The sequence below is a fragment of the Candidatus Seribacter sulfatis genome (assembly GCF_964187635.1).
GTDB classification, from domain to species: Bacteria; Verrucomicrobiota; Verrucomicrobiia; order Opitutales; family Seribacteraceae; genus Seribacter; species Seribacter sulfatis.
Window position 1 is genome coordinate 1 of the sequence record NZ_CAXLMO010000058.1, and the last position, 14,312, is coordinate 14,312.

The 14,312-nt window shown below is 44.1% G+C and carries 12 protein-coding genes; 10 read left to right on the forward strand and 2 right to left on the reverse strand.

What is annotated here, in order from left to right; genetic code table 11:
* The coding region (gene aspS, locus ACKPQ5_RS06105) for an aspartate--tRNA ligase (protein WP_407678212.1) at positions 1 to 1,730 on the reverse strand (1,730 nt) is incomplete at its 3' end.
* A gap of 166 nt (positions 1,731 to 1,896) precedes the next feature.
* Between aspS and ACKPQ5_RS06110 the strand changes: the two genes are divergently transcribed.
* From ACKPQ5_RS06110 to ACKPQ5_RS06150, 9 genes are all read left to right on the forward strand, one after another.
* Positions 1,897 to 2,979, forward strand: coding sequence for a mannose-1-phosphate guanylyltransferase (locus ACKPQ5_RS06110; RefSeq protein WP_407678213.1), 1,083 nt, complete (start codon positions 1,897 to 1,899; stop codon positions 2,977 to 2,979).
* 4 nt (positions 2,980 to 2,983) lie between these two features.
* A complete protein-coding gene (ruvX, locus tag ACKPQ5_RS06115; RefSeq protein ID WP_407678214.1) occupies positions 2,984 to 3,418 on the forward strand; it encodes a Holliday junction resolvase RuvX in 435 nt (144 codons plus the stop codon).
* A gap of 5 nt (positions 3,419 to 3,423) precedes the next feature.
* Positions 3,424 to 4,188 (forward strand): tRNA pseudouridine(38-40) synthase TruA, encoded by a 765-nt coding sequence (truA, locus tag ACKPQ5_RS06120; RefSeq protein WP_407678215.1) that lies wholly within the window; start codon positions 3,424 to 3,426, stop codon positions 4,186 to 4,188.
* A 19-nt stretch (positions 4,189 to 4,207) separates the two neighbouring features.
* Positions 4,208 to 4,939 carry a double zinc ribbon domain-containing protein gene (locus ACKPQ5_RS06125; protein WP_407678216.1) on the forward strand — a complete coding sequence of 244 codons (732 nt, stop codon included), beginning with the start codon at positions 4,208 to 4,210 and terminating at the stop codon, positions 4,937 to 4,939.
* Positions 4,940 to 4,955: 16 nt separating this feature from the next.
* Positions 4,956 to 5,918: an acetyl-CoA carboxylase, carboxyltransferase subunit beta gene (accD, locus tag ACKPQ5_RS06130; protein WP_407678217.1), complete on the forward strand. Its 963-nt coding sequence runs from the start codon at positions 4,956 to 4,958 to the stop codon at positions 5,916 to 5,918.
* 91 nt (positions 5,919 to 6,009) lie between these two features.
* Positions 6,010 to 7,194: a bifunctional folylpolyglutamate synthase/dihydrofolate synthase gene (locus ACKPQ5_RS06135; protein ID WP_407678218.1), complete on the forward strand. Its 1,185-nt coding sequence runs from the start codon at positions 6,010 to 6,012 to the stop codon at positions 7,192 to 7,194.
* A 524-nt stretch (positions 7,195 to 7,718) separates the two neighbouring features.
* Positions 7,719 to 8,804: a ribonucleotide-diphosphate reductase subunit beta gene (locus ACKPQ5_RS06140; RefSeq protein WP_407678219.1), complete on the forward strand. Its 1,086-nt coding sequence runs from the start codon at positions 7,719 to 7,721 to the stop codon at positions 8,802 to 8,804.
* 61 nt (positions 8,805 to 8,865) lie between these two features.
* Positions 8,866 to 12,114 (forward strand): ribonucleoside-diphosphate reductase subunit alpha, encoded by a 3,249-nt coding sequence (locus ACKPQ5_RS06145; RefSeq protein WP_407678220.1) that lies wholly within the window; start codon positions 8,866 to 8,868, stop codon positions 12,112 to 12,114.
* A 27-nt stretch (positions 12,115 to 12,141) separates the two neighbouring features.
* Positions 12,142 to 12,672, forward strand: a complete 531-nt coding sequence (locus ACKPQ5_RS06150) for a gamma carbonic anhydrase family protein (protein WP_407678221.1) — start codon at positions 12,142 to 12,144, stop codon at positions 12,670 to 12,672.
* A 2-nt stretch (positions 12,673 to 12,674) separates the two neighbouring features.
* Here the strand turns inward: ACKPQ5_RS06150 and ACKPQ5_RS06155 are convergent, their stop codons facing one another.
* Positions 12,675 to 13,067, reverse strand: coding sequence for a hypothetical protein (locus ACKPQ5_RS06155; RefSeq protein ID WP_407678222.1), 393 nt, complete (start codon positions 13,065 to 13,067; stop codon positions 12,675 to 12,677).
* Positions 13,068 to 13,073: 6 nt separating this feature from the next.
* Here ACKPQ5_RS06155 and ACKPQ5_RS06160 point away from each other — a divergent pair, with 6 nt between their 5' ends.
* Positions 13,074 to 14,210, forward strand: a complete 1,137-nt coding sequence (locus ACKPQ5_RS06160) for a diflavin oxidoreductase (protein WP_407678223.1) — start codon at positions 13,074 to 13,076, stop codon at positions 14,208 to 14,210.
* Positions 14,211 to 14,312 lie beyond the last annotated feature (102 nt).

Here is a 14,312-nt window from a genome sequence, read left to right on the forward strand (position 1 = left end):
ACAGTACCGGGGCTGTCGGTCATCAAGTCCTGTCCTTTTTGAGTCTTGGGAAAGGCGATTACATCGCGGATACTTTCCTTACCCGCGAGGATGGTAATTAAACGGTCGAGGCCGAGGGCAATCCCACCGTGGGGTGGGGCACCATATTCGAAGGATTCAAGCATGTAGCCAAATTGGCTTTTTACCACATCGGCCGGAATATTGAGGACATCCTCAAAGATTTTCTTTTGCACATCGGGCTGGTGAATACGGATACTACCTCCTCCTAGTTCCACTCCATTGAGCACGATATCATAGTGTTGACCCCGTACCTTTTTGGGTTCGGATTCGAGTAAGGGTAAATCTTCCTCCACTGGCGCGGTGAACGGATGGTGTGATGCCACATAGCGACCCTCCTCCTCTTCGAAGTGCATCAATGGAAAATCGATCACCCAGAGAAACTTCCAGTCCTTGGGATCGCGAAGTGCCTGACCCCGCTTTTCTAAAAGTGTAGCCGCTTCCAAACGGACACGACCAAGGATATTGCAGGAGCTATCCCAGGAGCCGGCTGCGAAGAATATGATATCTCCGTCTCCCACTTCGAGTTTAGACTTGAGAGTTTCCTGCTCGGCATCGGAAAGAAATTTGAGGATGGGGGATTTCCACTCTCCTCCTTCGGATTTAATAAATGCGAGACCCTTTGCACCGAGAGATTTGGCGGTTTCTTCGAGGTGTTTGAGTTCGCCCTGAGTAATATCGGCAAGTCCCTTGGCATTAAATGCTTTTACCGACCCGCCCGATTTTACAGTGCCGGCAAATACCTTGAAGTCGGACTCGCGGAAGTCTTCGGAAAAGTCCTGAATTTCCATACCAAAGCGCATGTCGGGCTTGTCGGAACCGAAGCGGTTCATTGCATCGTGGTAGGGCATGCGAAGAAAAGGAGTGGTGATTTCCTCGTCGAGAGTTTCTTTCCATACCGTGGAGAGGAGACCTTCGATCAGGGCATACATGTCCTCGCGGTCAATGAAGGACATTTCAATATCGACCTGAGTGAACTCGGGCTGGCGGTCTGCCCGGAGGTCTTCGTCGCGGAAGCAACGGGCAAGTTGATAGTAGCGCTCAATCCCGGCGACCATTAGCATTTGTTTATACTGCTGGGGGGATTGGGGGAGGGCGTAGAATTTTCCTTCGTTCATCCGGCTGGGGACGAGAAATTCACGGGCTCCTTCGGGTGTGCTCTTAAACAGAATCGGTGTCTCGATTTCAAGAAAGTCCTGCTTGTCAAAAAATTCCCGAATTGCCATCGATGCACGGTGCCGAAGCTTGAGTGTGTTCAGGTTGCTCTCTCGGCGAAGGTCGAGATAGCGATAGGTAAGCCGGAGGTCTTCGCCCACCTTATCGGCAGAGTCGTCCATGGGGAAGGGAGGCGTTTTCGACTGGTTATGGACAATGATGGAACTGGCAAAGAGCTCGATATCTCCGGTGGCCAAGTTGCTGTTCTCCGTACCTTCGTCGCGGTTGCGGACTTCTCCCTTTACCTCAATCACACTTTCGGGTTTGAGCTTGGGGAAGAGTTCGGAAAGGGTCTGGTTTTCGGGGTCGAGTACGACCTGGGTCTTTCCTTCCCGATCGCGGAGGTCGAGAAAGAAGACGCCTCCGTGGTCGCGTAAGGAATCGATCCACCCAATTAAAGTGGCGGGAGATCCGGCGTTGTCTTTGCGAAGTTGATTGCAGTGATGGCTACGTTTCATGCCTAATATAAATAAAAATAAAGGATCGAACATAAGGAATGCATTCTTGGATGGCAAGTATGCTATGAGCCGATTCAGGGGTATTGTATGAATTTTTTACAGAGTGGAATGGAGCGAAGGATTTTTAAACTCGCCATTCATCAGTGGCGTGGCATGGCTTGAGGGTATGAGCAATCGGTTTGTAGTAATTATGGCAGGCGGACGCGGTGAGCGTTTTTGGCCTCAAAGTCGTTTAACGCGTCCCAAGCACCTTCTTCCCATCGTGGGGGATTCTCCAATGCTTGCCCAAACTGTGGATCGTTTGAAGGGGTTAGTACCACCGGAAAATGTGTTTGTGATTACCAATAAAGAACAACGGGACGCGGTCCTGGAGAGTTGTCCCGCACTACTCCCCGAGAGAGTGATTGGAGAGCCCGAGGGAAGAGACACTGCCGCAGCAGTGGGGTTGGCCGCTTTATTAGTGGACCAAGAAGCAAAGGATGCCGCATTTGCATTGTTGCCAGCGGATCATGTAATTGAGGACGGGGAGGGCTTCCGTTCAGTATTGACGAGTTCTTTTGACGCGGCTGAACAAGATGATTACCTGGTCACAATTGGAATTAAGCCAAGTTTTCCGGCGACTGGTTATGGATATCTTTCTCAGGGAGAGGAATTGAATAAGGTACTGAACCGACCTGTTTCCAAGGTCGATCGATTTGTGGAGAAGCCCAATTTAACCACGGCGGAGGAGTACTTAAGTGAGGGTGGATATTTTTGGAATGCAGGAATGTTTGTTTGGAGACCTTCGGTTATACTTTCCGCTATCGAAAAGCATGCCCCCGTTCTTTCGGCGGGTTTAAAAGAATTACAGGCAGACTTTACTTCGACAGGTTCTCTCCTTGGAGCGATGGAAAAAGTCTATCCAAAACTGGAGAAAATTTCCGTCGATTTTGCCGTTATGGAAAAAGCGGAGGGGGTAGTCATGTTGGAGTCTGATTTTGACTGGGATGATGTGGGGGAATGGCCGGCGATAGAAAGACATTATCCGGCAGATGGAAATGGAAACGTGTTTAAGGGAGAGGGAATTGCGGTGGATTCGAAGGGAAACTTGGCTTTTTCAGAACAAGGGCATTGTATAACGCTCCTTGGAGTGGAAGATTTAATTGTCGTTCAATCCGGGGATGCCACCATGGTATGCCATAAAGACCGTGCCCAAGAAGTGAAGGAACTTGCCCGGAAAGTGGGGGAAGCACACCCTGACTTAACTTAACTGTATGCCGGTTTATCTCGGGATTGATTACGGGACCAAACGGATCGGTTTGGCATGGGCTGATGAGTTGGGCATAGCCTTACCAATCGGAGCGGTTCCAGGAGTCGATGATCAATCCTATCTGGACCGCATCGCAGATTTGATTGAAGCGAAGGAAGTGAACGAACTTATTGTGGGGTATCCAATCCATATGGATGGAACAGTAGGGGTGCGGGCGAAGGAAGTGGACGTCTTTATTGCGACCTTGGAAAAGAGTTTTGCCATGCCTGTCCACCGAGTGGATGAGAGACTAACCAGTTTGGCTGCCGAGGAGTCGTTAGGGGTACAATCCAATAAAAAGAAGAAGAAAAATTTAGGGAAAATTGATGCCTCAGCAGCGGGAATTATACTACGCGACTTTATTGAAAATCGAAATGTGATTCCTCCTCCACAGGACTAGGCACAATGAAAAACGAAGAAGTTGATTCTGGTAAACGATGGTGCTGTGTGTGTGCCTACGATGGAACAAACTATGCCGGTTGGCAAAAGCAACCCACTAATGACGCGGTACAAAATAAAATTGAGGATGCATTGCACAATATTTTTTCTACTCCGATCCGAACGATAGGAGCGGGTCGAACAGATGCGGGGGTTCATGCCAATGGGCAGGTTTTTCACTTCGATCATCAATGGACGCATGGCGTAGATAATATGTTACAGGCAATACGTGCCCATCTTCCCTCTGACATTTGTCCACTTTCGATTGAACCAGTTTCCCCCTCTTTTCATGCCATCAGTTCGGCCAAAGGAAAGCGTTACCTTTATCGGGCGGTAAGGGGTTGGGCTATGCCACAGGAGCAGGGATTTTGCATCTCGTTAAAAAATAAAAGTTATGATCTGGAAGCGATGAGGGAAGCGTCCCAGTTTTTAGTGGGAACTCATGACTTCAGTGCCTTTGCAGTTTCTCACCGAAAGGAAGAAAAAGAAGATCCAGTAAAAGAAATTTGGAGCATGACCGTTAATCAGAAAGAAAGGGAGTTCCAATTTGAAGTCGAGGGGAGTGGTTTCCTTTACAAAATGGTACGCAGTATGGTGGGAGGCTTATTGGAAGTGGGAAGAGGGCGTATTGAAGTCGATACCATACGGGAAATATTACAAAGCAGGAAACGGACGGAGGTGGTGGTAAGTGCACCGGCAAAGGGCTTGTGCCTTGAGCAGGTTTATTATTAAGGCCAGATTTTTGATCGAAATGAAATTGTATCAGGAATATTTGAATTATCTTTCCGATTTAATTTTTCCGGGAATCTGTCCGGTATGTGAAAAGGCTCCTTACCAAGATGGACTTTCTTACATGTGTTTAGAATGCGAGGATTTATTGGCTTGGATTACCAAAAATGGCTGTAAGTATTGTGGGATTCCGATGAGTGGTTTTGATTTTAACGGATTGGTTTGCGCGGGGTGTCGAGAAGATCCGCCCCGTTTTAAAAGAGGGAAGTGTTTATTCCTTCTCGACCAAAATGGGAAAAAAATAATCCATGAGATCAAATATCATGGAGTGAAGGATGTGTTGAAAGATTTGCCCCGATGGCTGAATCGAAATGATTCCTTTCGGGAATTTCTTCATGATTCAATTTTGATTCCCGTTCCATTACATCGAAAGCGATTGAGGAAGCGCGGTTTTAACCAAAGCGTGTGGATTGCGAATGCATTCAAAAAAGACCTGGGAGATCGCGTGCAAGTAATTGATGCCCTGACACGAACGAGAAATACTGAAACTCAGACAGAGTTTGACCGGTTTGAGCGAAAAAAGAATGTAAAAAATGCTTTTGCCCTTAAGCATAAAAAGGGTTTAAATAAACAAAACAAATTAATTCTGATAGACGATGTTTACACCACTGGAGCGACCTTGGACGAATGTGCAAAAGCATTAATGCAAGAAGGCTTTCAAAATGTTAATGTTGCAACTTTGGGACATGGATAACAAAAAAGATTAAATTATGGCATTTTTTAGCAAACCAAAATATTCGAAGGTAGTGGTAAAGTCCCGTGAGGGAGTACCGAAGGGAGTTTTTACCAAATGTCCTGAAACCGGTGACATGGTTTTTGCCAAGGAGTTAAAGAAAAACTTAATGGTGGTACCTTCGAGTGGTTACCATTTCCCACTTGCTGCACCTGACCGAATAGAATCGTTATTGGATCCAGGAACCTTCGTTGAGTGTGATTCAACTTTGTCCTCTCTCGATCCTTTGGAATTCAAAGGACTTGCTGCTTACAAAGATAAACTGGAGCAAAATCGTAAGAAAACTTCCCTGGAAGATGCAGTTATATCCGGAATTGGAAAAATGGATGGTCACTGGGTAAGCTTGGCGGTAATGGACTTTCGGTTTCTAGGAGGAAGTATGGGCTCGGTAGTGGGGGAGAAAATTACCCGGGCAATTGAGCGCGGGTTGGAATATTCGATGCCTGTTATTGTAGTCTCTGCTTCGGGTGGTGCTAGGATGTATGAAGGAATATTGAGCCTAATGCAGATGGCAAAAACAAGTGCGGCACTGGCTCGACTTGCAGAAGCCAAGGTACCTTATTTTTCGATTCTAACCAATCCTACGATGGCTGGGGTCATGGCAAGTTATGCAACTTTGGGCGATGTGATCATCGCCGAACCTAAGGCATTAATAGGATTTGCCGGAAGACGTGTGATTAAGGAAACGACCCGAGCCGACCTGCCAGAGGGTTTTCAAACATCAGAATTTTTACTGAAACATGGATTAGTGGATCAAATTGTGGATCGTCATGATTTGCGTGATCGTTTAATTACATTACGGGGTCATTTGGGTGTGAATTTAAAAACCAAAGAACCAACCAATCTCCTAACTTTGGGTAATAAGCCGGTTACAAAGAAAAAAGTGACAGCCCGAAAAACGGCTCCTAAAAAAACTCGGGCAGTGCCCAAATCTAAGTAATCCGGAAATTTCACCTGGAGCGTTGGTGAACGAGACTCTTTCATTTTTATACAGTCTCCGTAATCGAGGCTCAAGTTTCGGGATCGATCGAATGTCGAAGTTCGTGAAGCTACTTGGCAATCCACAGCTCGATTTTCCAGTCATTCATGTTGCGGGTACAAATGGAAAAGGTTCTGTTTGTGCCATGCTTGATTCAATCTATCGAGCGAATGGGTACAAGGTGGGACTCTTTTCTTCTCCCCATTTAATTGAATTGGGGGAACGAATACAAATTAATGGAGAACACATTACCGAGGACGAGATTAACCAATGGGTGGATCGATTAAAGCCTCTTGCCCAAAAAATGGAGGAGGACGAAAGCGAGAACCATCCCACATTTTTTGAATTCATGACTGCTATTGCCTTTTTGCACTTTCAAAAGCAAGGGGTAGACCTTGCGGTGATTGAGACTGGTTTGGGCGGGCGATTAGATTCCACGAATGTGGTCGCTCCCGAATTATCCATTATCACTACGATTTCTAAGGATCATTGTGCCATTTTAGGAAACAGCCTTGAGGAAATAACCCAGGAGAAAGCGGGAATCATTAAAAGGGAGACGCCTGTCCTTATTGGAGATTTGCCGAATTGTAGCGTGGAAGTGGTTCAAAAGATCGCGATTCAACGGAACTCAGAGTTACACTCTATTTCTCATTTCGTACAAGAGGAAAGACCCCAGACCAACCTTCAGGGGTCGTACCAAAGAGCAAATGCAGCCTTGGCACTGCGTGGAGCGGAAATAGTAAGAGAAAAGATTCCCATTAAGAATGATCTTGCCCGTCAGGGGTTAAATCAAGTGAGTCTGCTAGGACGTTGGCAAATAATCGAGGGTTCTCCCCGAGTTATTCTGGACGCGTGCCATAATTCGGCCGGTGCCATTTGCTTACGGGAAAACTTGGACGCATTGTCAGAAAAACCAGAAATTTGGCTTGGGGTACTGGGAGAAGATCGTGCGAAAGAGATTGTTGATGTGGTTTTAGACTTTGCCAGTTCGATTACACTTTTTGAAGTCGAGCAACCCCGTGCTTGTACGGTTGATTACCTTCGTTCTTTAATCCCTGATTCTTTTAGGGGAAAAGTAATCGATTTTAATTTAGAAAAAGCAAAGGATAAATTGAAAAATTCTAGATCTAATGGCACGATTCTAATAACTGGGTCTATTTATTTGATTGGCGATATTCTACAATTTCTCACGCGAGGAGACAGGCACGCAAAAACGAATTGGAACGACTTGTTTTAATTCCTGTGATTCTATGATTTGAACCATATTTTAGGCCTTATTTTTTGGGTTTTGATCGAATCCTTTCCAGCAAAATGAATATTTTTTATAATTTTATAAGATAGTTTTTTGGACTATCAAAATGTTACTCTCCTGTAAATATGCGAGGAAACTAGGTTTTGTGAATAAGTAAATTAACAACTAGTGATAACTTTGTCTTGGAAAAGTAAAAAAAATACGATTTTCTTGTGAATTTTAGTTTCCCCATTATTTTTAAAGGATCATTTTAATTCAACCTCCAAAGTTATTCACACCGCTACATATTGTGTCTCTAACCAAGGGTAAACACTACATATTGTGTCCACGTTAACAAAAACTTTACAAAATTTTCATTTTTTTCTTTTCTTTTCTCTTTTCAACAGACAAGGTCAAATTATGCAACCGACTAATTCCGTTCCCCAAAATTACACTCGGAGCATACTGACTGATACGATTAAATAACAAATATTTTAGCACAATAACAAACGACACAGGGAGCAATACAGATGGACAAAGAATTCAAAATTGGCGAAAAAACTTTTCTTCTCGACGAAGAAAAAGCAATGAAGGCATATCAAGAAAAACAGGTAATTAATGGGCGTGATACCATGACCTTTAATTTACTCCCTCTGAAGTACCAGTGGGCATACGATCTTTACCGCAAAATGAAGGCAAACCATTGGGAACCGGAAGATGTTCCCATGCAAAAAGACGTGGAGCAATGGAAGAGCCAAACTGAATTGAGTGATGCGGAACGCTGGATTGTAATGATGGGAATCGGTTACTTTTCAGCAGCGGAGGGAATTGTGGGCGATAATATCCAGCATGTGGTACGCGAACTAGTTACTGCTCCCGAACTTAAACTTGTTTTAGGTCGCCATGCTCATGAGGAGAATATCCACGCAGACAGTCTTCTCTACATGATCAGTTCCTTGGGAATTAACCCCCACGAATGTGAGGCAATGTTCGAACAAGTTGATACCATTCGCAGGAAAAACGAGTTCGTCACTAAAGTATCGAAGAGCTTGCGTAGAGATATGGATTTAACGCAAACAGCTGAGAAGCAGGAATTTGCAAAAAATATATTCGTTTTTGGTCAGTGCATGGAAGGAACACAGTTCTACGGCTTATTTGGTATGATATTGAGTCTTGCTCGCCAGAATAAATTTCCTGGCGTGGGGCAAATGTTCCGCTACACATTGCGTGACGAATCGAATCATATCGAACTTTTTCGTAATCTTTTCCGTGTATTGGTAGACGAAAATCCTGATGTGTGGACTCCGGCTTTCAAGGACGAGTTAACTGAATTAATGAAAGAAGCAGTTGAACTGGAAAAAGAATTTATTCGGGACTGCCTCCCTGTAAATTCAGTAGGGTTGAGCTCCGATGAATTTTGCACTTACATTGATTTTATTGCTGATCGCCGGCTCAATGGAATTGGATTGGATGTGCTTCATCCCGGACTTGATAATCCATTCCCTTGGTTAGCGGAAACAATGGACGTTAAGAAAGAACAGAATTTCTTCGAAGGCCGTGTGACAGAATATCAAAAGTCCTCTGCTTTGTCCGAAGTTGCTGACGACGAGCTTTGATTGGTAAGCTCAGGGGTTCTAACAATAATTAATAGGTGGTTGAGGGGTAAGGATAAGATTTATGCGTAATACGATTTTTGATGAAGATAAGTTGCTTGTAAAAGCAGCAGGAACACCCAGCAAGGATAAGCCTCGCTTCGATTGGGCTCAGGGCCTGGGTGATAATAGATTTGAAGTACCGAAGGTACGAATTACAGATGGCGCGGGTGATCGTGATTTCCACATCGCCGAGGTGGCCGAAGTCATTGGGGAGGCATTGACCAACCTAATGATATCAAGGGAAGAAAACGAGATATATACCCCAAAAAACCGGGAACTCGTGGTGGAGTCCGCCCGGATCGTCGCGGATCGCTTAATTGAGCGAATGGCCGAGGAGGAGGAAGGCGGAGCCCCCCGCCTCTCCTTTGACGAGCTTTATCGTTTGATCGAAAAAGCATTAGTTGAAAACGATGCCTATGATGTGGCGAAGAGTCTTGTCTTTTGTCGATCAAATGATGGCGGAGCGATCTCGGATGATCACATGGTCGACCAAATTCGGTTGATTCGGAGAAGCGGACAGGTAGTTCCATGGAACGCCGCCAAGATTGAAGTAGCGGTGCGTAAAGCATTCCTTTCCTTGCAAACGGACTCTCAACCTGCAGTTGAACTTGCCCGCCAAGTTACTCGCAAGGCATTGTCTACTGGGCAGGCCTTTATTAATATAGAGGATATCCAGGACCTTGTTCAGGAGGAATTAATGCGCACCGGGCATTTTAAGGTTGCGGAATCCTACATTTTATACCGAGCACGCCGACGCATCGAAAGAGAGACTGGTGCAGGTATTGATGAGGCCAAACAGGACTCAATGATTGTCGTTCAAAAAGAGGACGGTTCCACTTTTTTCTGGGATGGCATTGACCTCAAAAAACGAATTTCATTTGCTTCAATTGGACTTAATCTATGCCTGAGTACTGAAGAAATTGAAGAAAGCCTTCGCCGCTCTGTATTTTCGGAAATTAGTGAAGTTGATTTACGCCGAACCATTATTTTAAATTCGAAGACTCTTATTGAAAAGGATGGAGATTTTGCCAAGTTTTCGGCCCGTATACTTTTAAGTTATGTCTACGAAGAGGTGTTGGGTTGGGATATCTCGGTCAATACAATCGAGGAACTCAAAGGTTTTCATGCGAAAGGCCTTAAAAAATATCTTAAACATGGGGTGGAAATCAAGCGCCTTGATGCCAAATTACTCAAACTTAATATTAGTAAATTAGCAGATGCTATTGATCCGTCGGCAGATTTAGATTTTGATTATTTGGGAATTCAAACTTTATACGATCGTTATTTGGTGGTCGATAAAACAAATGAATCTCCCCAAAGACTGGAAACTCCTCAATTGTTTTGGATGAGGGTCTCGATGGGAATATTCGCCCACGAGGACAATCCTGAAGATCAAATTATCTCCTTATACAACTTATACAAGAGCAGAAGATTTTGTTCTTCTACACCCACATTATTTAATTCGGGAACTCCTCATTCACAACTTTCTTCCTGTTACCTTTACAAGGTCGATGACACGATTGAATCAATCATGTATCGGGGAATTGCGGAGAATGCATTTTTGTCAAAATGGGCGGGTGGATTGGGCGGTAGTTGGACTGCTGTCCGTGGAACGGGTAGCCATATTGCAGGCACCAATGGCGAGAGCCAGGGTGTGATTCCTTTTCTCAAAATGCACAACGATCAATTGTGTGCTGTCAATCAGGGAGGGAAGAGAAAGGGTTCGGGTTGTGCCTACTTAGAATCCTGGCATTGTGATATTATTGAGTTCTTAGATCTCCGTAAAAATACGGGCGACGACAGGCGTCGGACCCATGACATGAATACAGCAAATTGGATTCCCGATTTGTTCATGAAGAGAATGGAGTCCCGCGGGAATTGGACATTATTCCGGAGTAATGAGGTTTCTGATTTACATGACTTATACGGTAAAGCTTTTGACTCGAAGTATGAGGAATACGAAGCTCTCGCGGAAAAGGGAGATATTTGGTCTCATTCGATGCCCGCACTCGATCTTTGGAAGCAAATGCTAAAAATGATTTTCGAAACGGGGCATCCATGGATTACTTTTAAGGACACTTGCAATGTTCGCAGTCCACAGGATCATGCTGGCGTAATTCATAGTTCCAATCTCTGTACTGAAATTACTTTAAATACTGGAGCCGATGAAACGGCAGTATGTAACTTGGGTTCCGTAGTTTTGGATTCTCATTTGAAGAGTGATGGTTCCTTGGATCATGACAAATTAAGGGATACCATTCGTATTGCGATCCGAGCATTGGATAATGTAATCGATGTAAATTTCTACCCGACCGATGCAGCCAAGACTTCAAACATGAGGCACCGACCTATTGGATTGGGAGTGATGGGCTTACAGAACGCCCTCTTCCGGAAAGATATTTCCTTTTCTTCAGAAGAAGCAATTGAGTTCAATGATGAATTCATGGAAGCAATCTGTTACTACGCCTATGAAGCTTCAAGCGATTTAGCCAGCGAACGCGGTACTTACTCTTCATTCCGTGGTTCAAAATGGGATCGGGGGATTTTACCGCAAGACACAATCGAACTACTTGAAAAGGAACGCGGTTGTGAGGTGGAAGTTCCCAAGGGCGAAAAAATGGACTGGTCAGTTGTGCGAGAAAAGATAGCCAAGCATGGAATGCGGAACAGTAATGTTATTGCCATTGCACCGACGGCTACAATTTCAAACATTATGGGATCGTCACCTTGTATCGAACCCACTTACAAAAACCTATTTGTTAAAAGTAATCTCTCCGGTGACTTCATGGTGTTAAATCGTTTCTTGGTGGAGGATCTTAAAAAACTTGATCTTTGGAATGGTGAAATGTCAGATCAATTGAAATATTTCGACGGTGAACTCTCTGACATTGCTTCGATTCCGGATAATCTTAAGAAAAAATATTCCACTGCGTTTGATGTTTCTTACGAGTTTGTAATCGCCGCGGCGGCCCGTCGTCAGAAATGGATAGATCAATCTCAGTCCGTTAACTTGTTTCTTGGTCAACCCAACATGAAAACACTTTCTCACATGTACCGGGCAGCATGGAGGCAGGGACTGAAGACCACCTATTATCTTCGTACATTGGGTGCTTCGAATATTGAAAAAGCAACCGTTTCTTTAAATCATTCCAAACCGATGGGGGATGTGGCAGGTGAACCTTCTGCAAAAAAAGAGTACACTGATGCGGAAGCCAAAGCGTGTAGCATTCAAGCCATGATGAATGGTGAAGAGTGCGAATCTTGCCAATAAATATCTAGTAACAGACTTTCTTTTTAATTGAATGTAAAAGATCGTTTGGCTGAGTTTCTTGCTCAACAACCTACCTGCGATAGCGATGTATTCATCGCACCGAATGCAATAGTTGTGGGAGATGTACGTATCGGTAAGCAGTCCAGTATTTGGTACGGAAGTGTTTTAAGGGGTGATATTAATTACATCGAAATCGGAAATTTTTCCAATCTGCAAGACGGGGTAATCGGACATCTCTCAGATGAAAAACCTTTAATCGTGGGCAATTATGTAACGGTTGGGCATGGTGCAATTATCCATGCCTGTACGATCGAAGATGAATGCTTAATAGGAATGAATGCCACCGTGCTTGATGGTGCGGTGGTCGGAAAACAATCCATTGTAGCTGCGGGTACAGTCGTACCGGCCGGAATGTTAATTCCTCCTGGTTCTTTAGTTGCCGGTGTGCCCGGAACCATAAAGCGGGAGTTAGGAATTGAGAAACGAAACGGATTGAAGAAATGGGCTGAAAAGTATCTCCAAGTAGCGAGGGCTCATCAAGAGTTGAATTTTAGCTAAGCTTACTTTTTACCGGATTCCTCCATACCATATTGTTGGTACAGTTCGATCACAGATTCTTTAAGAGAGGGGAGTGGGTGAGTCGCCCCAACCGCTTCCGCACAGCAAGAAATATAGGATCGAATTGCACTTTCTGTTGCCACTTTTTGATCGGCAGTAAGGGAATTTAATAATGCACAACGTGCTTCTTTCCACTCTTCTTGATCGAATGAATGTTGAAGCATAACTTCTCCCCATTTCTTAAGTTCATCCTTACTAAGTTCTTTAATCCATTCCATCCCACAAAACATAGCCAAATTAGACTTCATCGGCAAATCGATTCCCAAAGAGAAAAGTTTATAATTTTCGCTTGGAGTCGAGGGTGGAAAATGCGTAAATAAAATACTCTTTAACATACTATCATGACTACTCAATCTGCTGATCATCTTTACAGTAAAAGTAACCCCTATTCTTCAGGACTCCTTGTCAACCGAGTGATGACAGAAGGGTCGGACAAGGAAACTCGTCATTTCGAATTTTCACTTCAGGATAGTGGTTTGAGTTATGAGCCGGGAGATTCTCTTGGTGTGCTTCCGGTAAATTGTTCGGAGGTAGTGGATGATCTTTTGTCAGTACTTGGCTTTTCCGGTACTGAACCGGTACAAATTGGCGAGGAAAGCTTCTCCCTGAAAGACACATTACTTCACAAGTTTGCCTGTACGGTACTGAGTAAAATTCAGATTAAGAAATTTAATGATATTGCCCGAGTTCCCGCTCTTGAAGAATTACTTAAGATCGAGAATAAAAATGATCTTGTCGATTATATGTGGGGTCGCGAACTGATTGATTTATTTAAGGAATACCCCCAACAGGGACTTGCTGTTGAAGATTTTGTGAGTCTTCTCCGACCAATGCCCCCCCGTTTATATTCTATCGCATCGAGCTTAAGTGCTCATTCGGAGGAAGTTCACTTGACTGTTGCGGTGGTTCGGTACGATTCACATGGTAGAAAAAGAAAAGGGGTTTGCTCCTCTTATCTTGCTGAGCGAGTGGGGGAGACCATTCCCTGTTATTTTCATCCCAACAAAAACTTCAAGTTACCGGCAGTTCAAAATGCTCCCATTATCATGGTGGGACCGGGGACTGGAATTGCTCCCTTTCGGGCTTTTATCGAAGAAAGAATGGCAACTGGTGCTACAGGGAAAAATTGGCTTTTCTTTGGGGATCGTTCTCAAAAAACTGATTATCTTTATGGAGAAGAATGGATTCGTTATCAAAAGGAAGGAATTCTTAATGAATTAGATCTTGCCTGGTCGAGAGATCAGGAAGAAAAAGTTTATGTCCAGCATAAGATGTTGGAAAGAGGTGCAGAACTTTGGAATTGGATACAAGAAGGAGCCCTCTTTTATGTATGTGGGGATGCATCCCGTATGGCGAAGGATGTCGACCAGGCATTGCGAACGATTGCACAGGAGCATGGTTCGATGAGTGAGGAGGATTCTGCTGTTTGGATCAAGTCACTACAAAAAGAAAAGCGCTATTTAAAAGATGTGTATTAAATCTAGGAATTAAATCTTTTTTAGGTCCTTTAATACAAATACTTTTTTATTGGAGAAAATTTTAGAAAATTTGTATTTCGCTGTTTACAATAATTGATAATC

Bases quoted from the DNA above. Each gene is read 5' to 3' on its own strand.
- ACKPQ5_RS06110 (WP_407678213.1), top strand. From the start codon at position 1,897: ATGAGCAATCGGTTTGTAGTAATTATGGCAGGCGGACGCGGTGAGCGT.
- ruvX (WP_407678214.1), top strand. From the start codon at position 2,984: ATGCCGGTTTATCTCGGGATTGATTACGGGACCAAACGGATCGGTTTG.
- truA (WP_407678215.1), top strand. From the start codon at position 3,424: ATGAAAAACGAAGAAGTTGATTCTGGTAAACGATGGTGCTGTGTGTGT.
- ACKPQ5_RS06125 (WP_407678216.1), top strand. From the start codon at position 4,208: ATGAAATTGTATCAGGAATATTTGAATTATCTTTCCGATTTAATTTTT.
- accD (WP_407678217.1), top strand. From the start codon at position 4,956: ATGGCATTTTTTAGCAAACCAAAATATTCGAAGGTAGTGGTAAAGTCC.
- ACKPQ5_RS06135 (WP_407678218.1), top strand. From the start codon at position 6,010: ATGTCGAAGTTCGTGAAGCTACTTGGCAATCCACAGCTCGATTTTCCA.
- ACKPQ5_RS06140 (WP_407678219.1), top strand. From the start codon at position 7,719: ATGGACAAAGAATTCAAAATTGGCGAAAAAACTTTTCTTCTCGACGAA.
- ACKPQ5_RS06145 (WP_407678220.1), top strand. From the start codon at position 8,866: ATGCGTAATACGATTTTTGATGAAGATAAGTTGCTTGTAAAAGCAGCA.
- ACKPQ5_RS06155 (WP_407678222.1), bottom strand. From the start codon at position 13,067: ATGTTAAAGAGTATTTTATTTACGCATTTTCCACCCTCGACTCCAAGC.
- ACKPQ5_RS06160 (WP_407678223.1), top strand. From the start codon at position 13,074: ATGACTACTCAATCTGCTGATCATCTTTACAGTAAAAGTAACCCCTAT.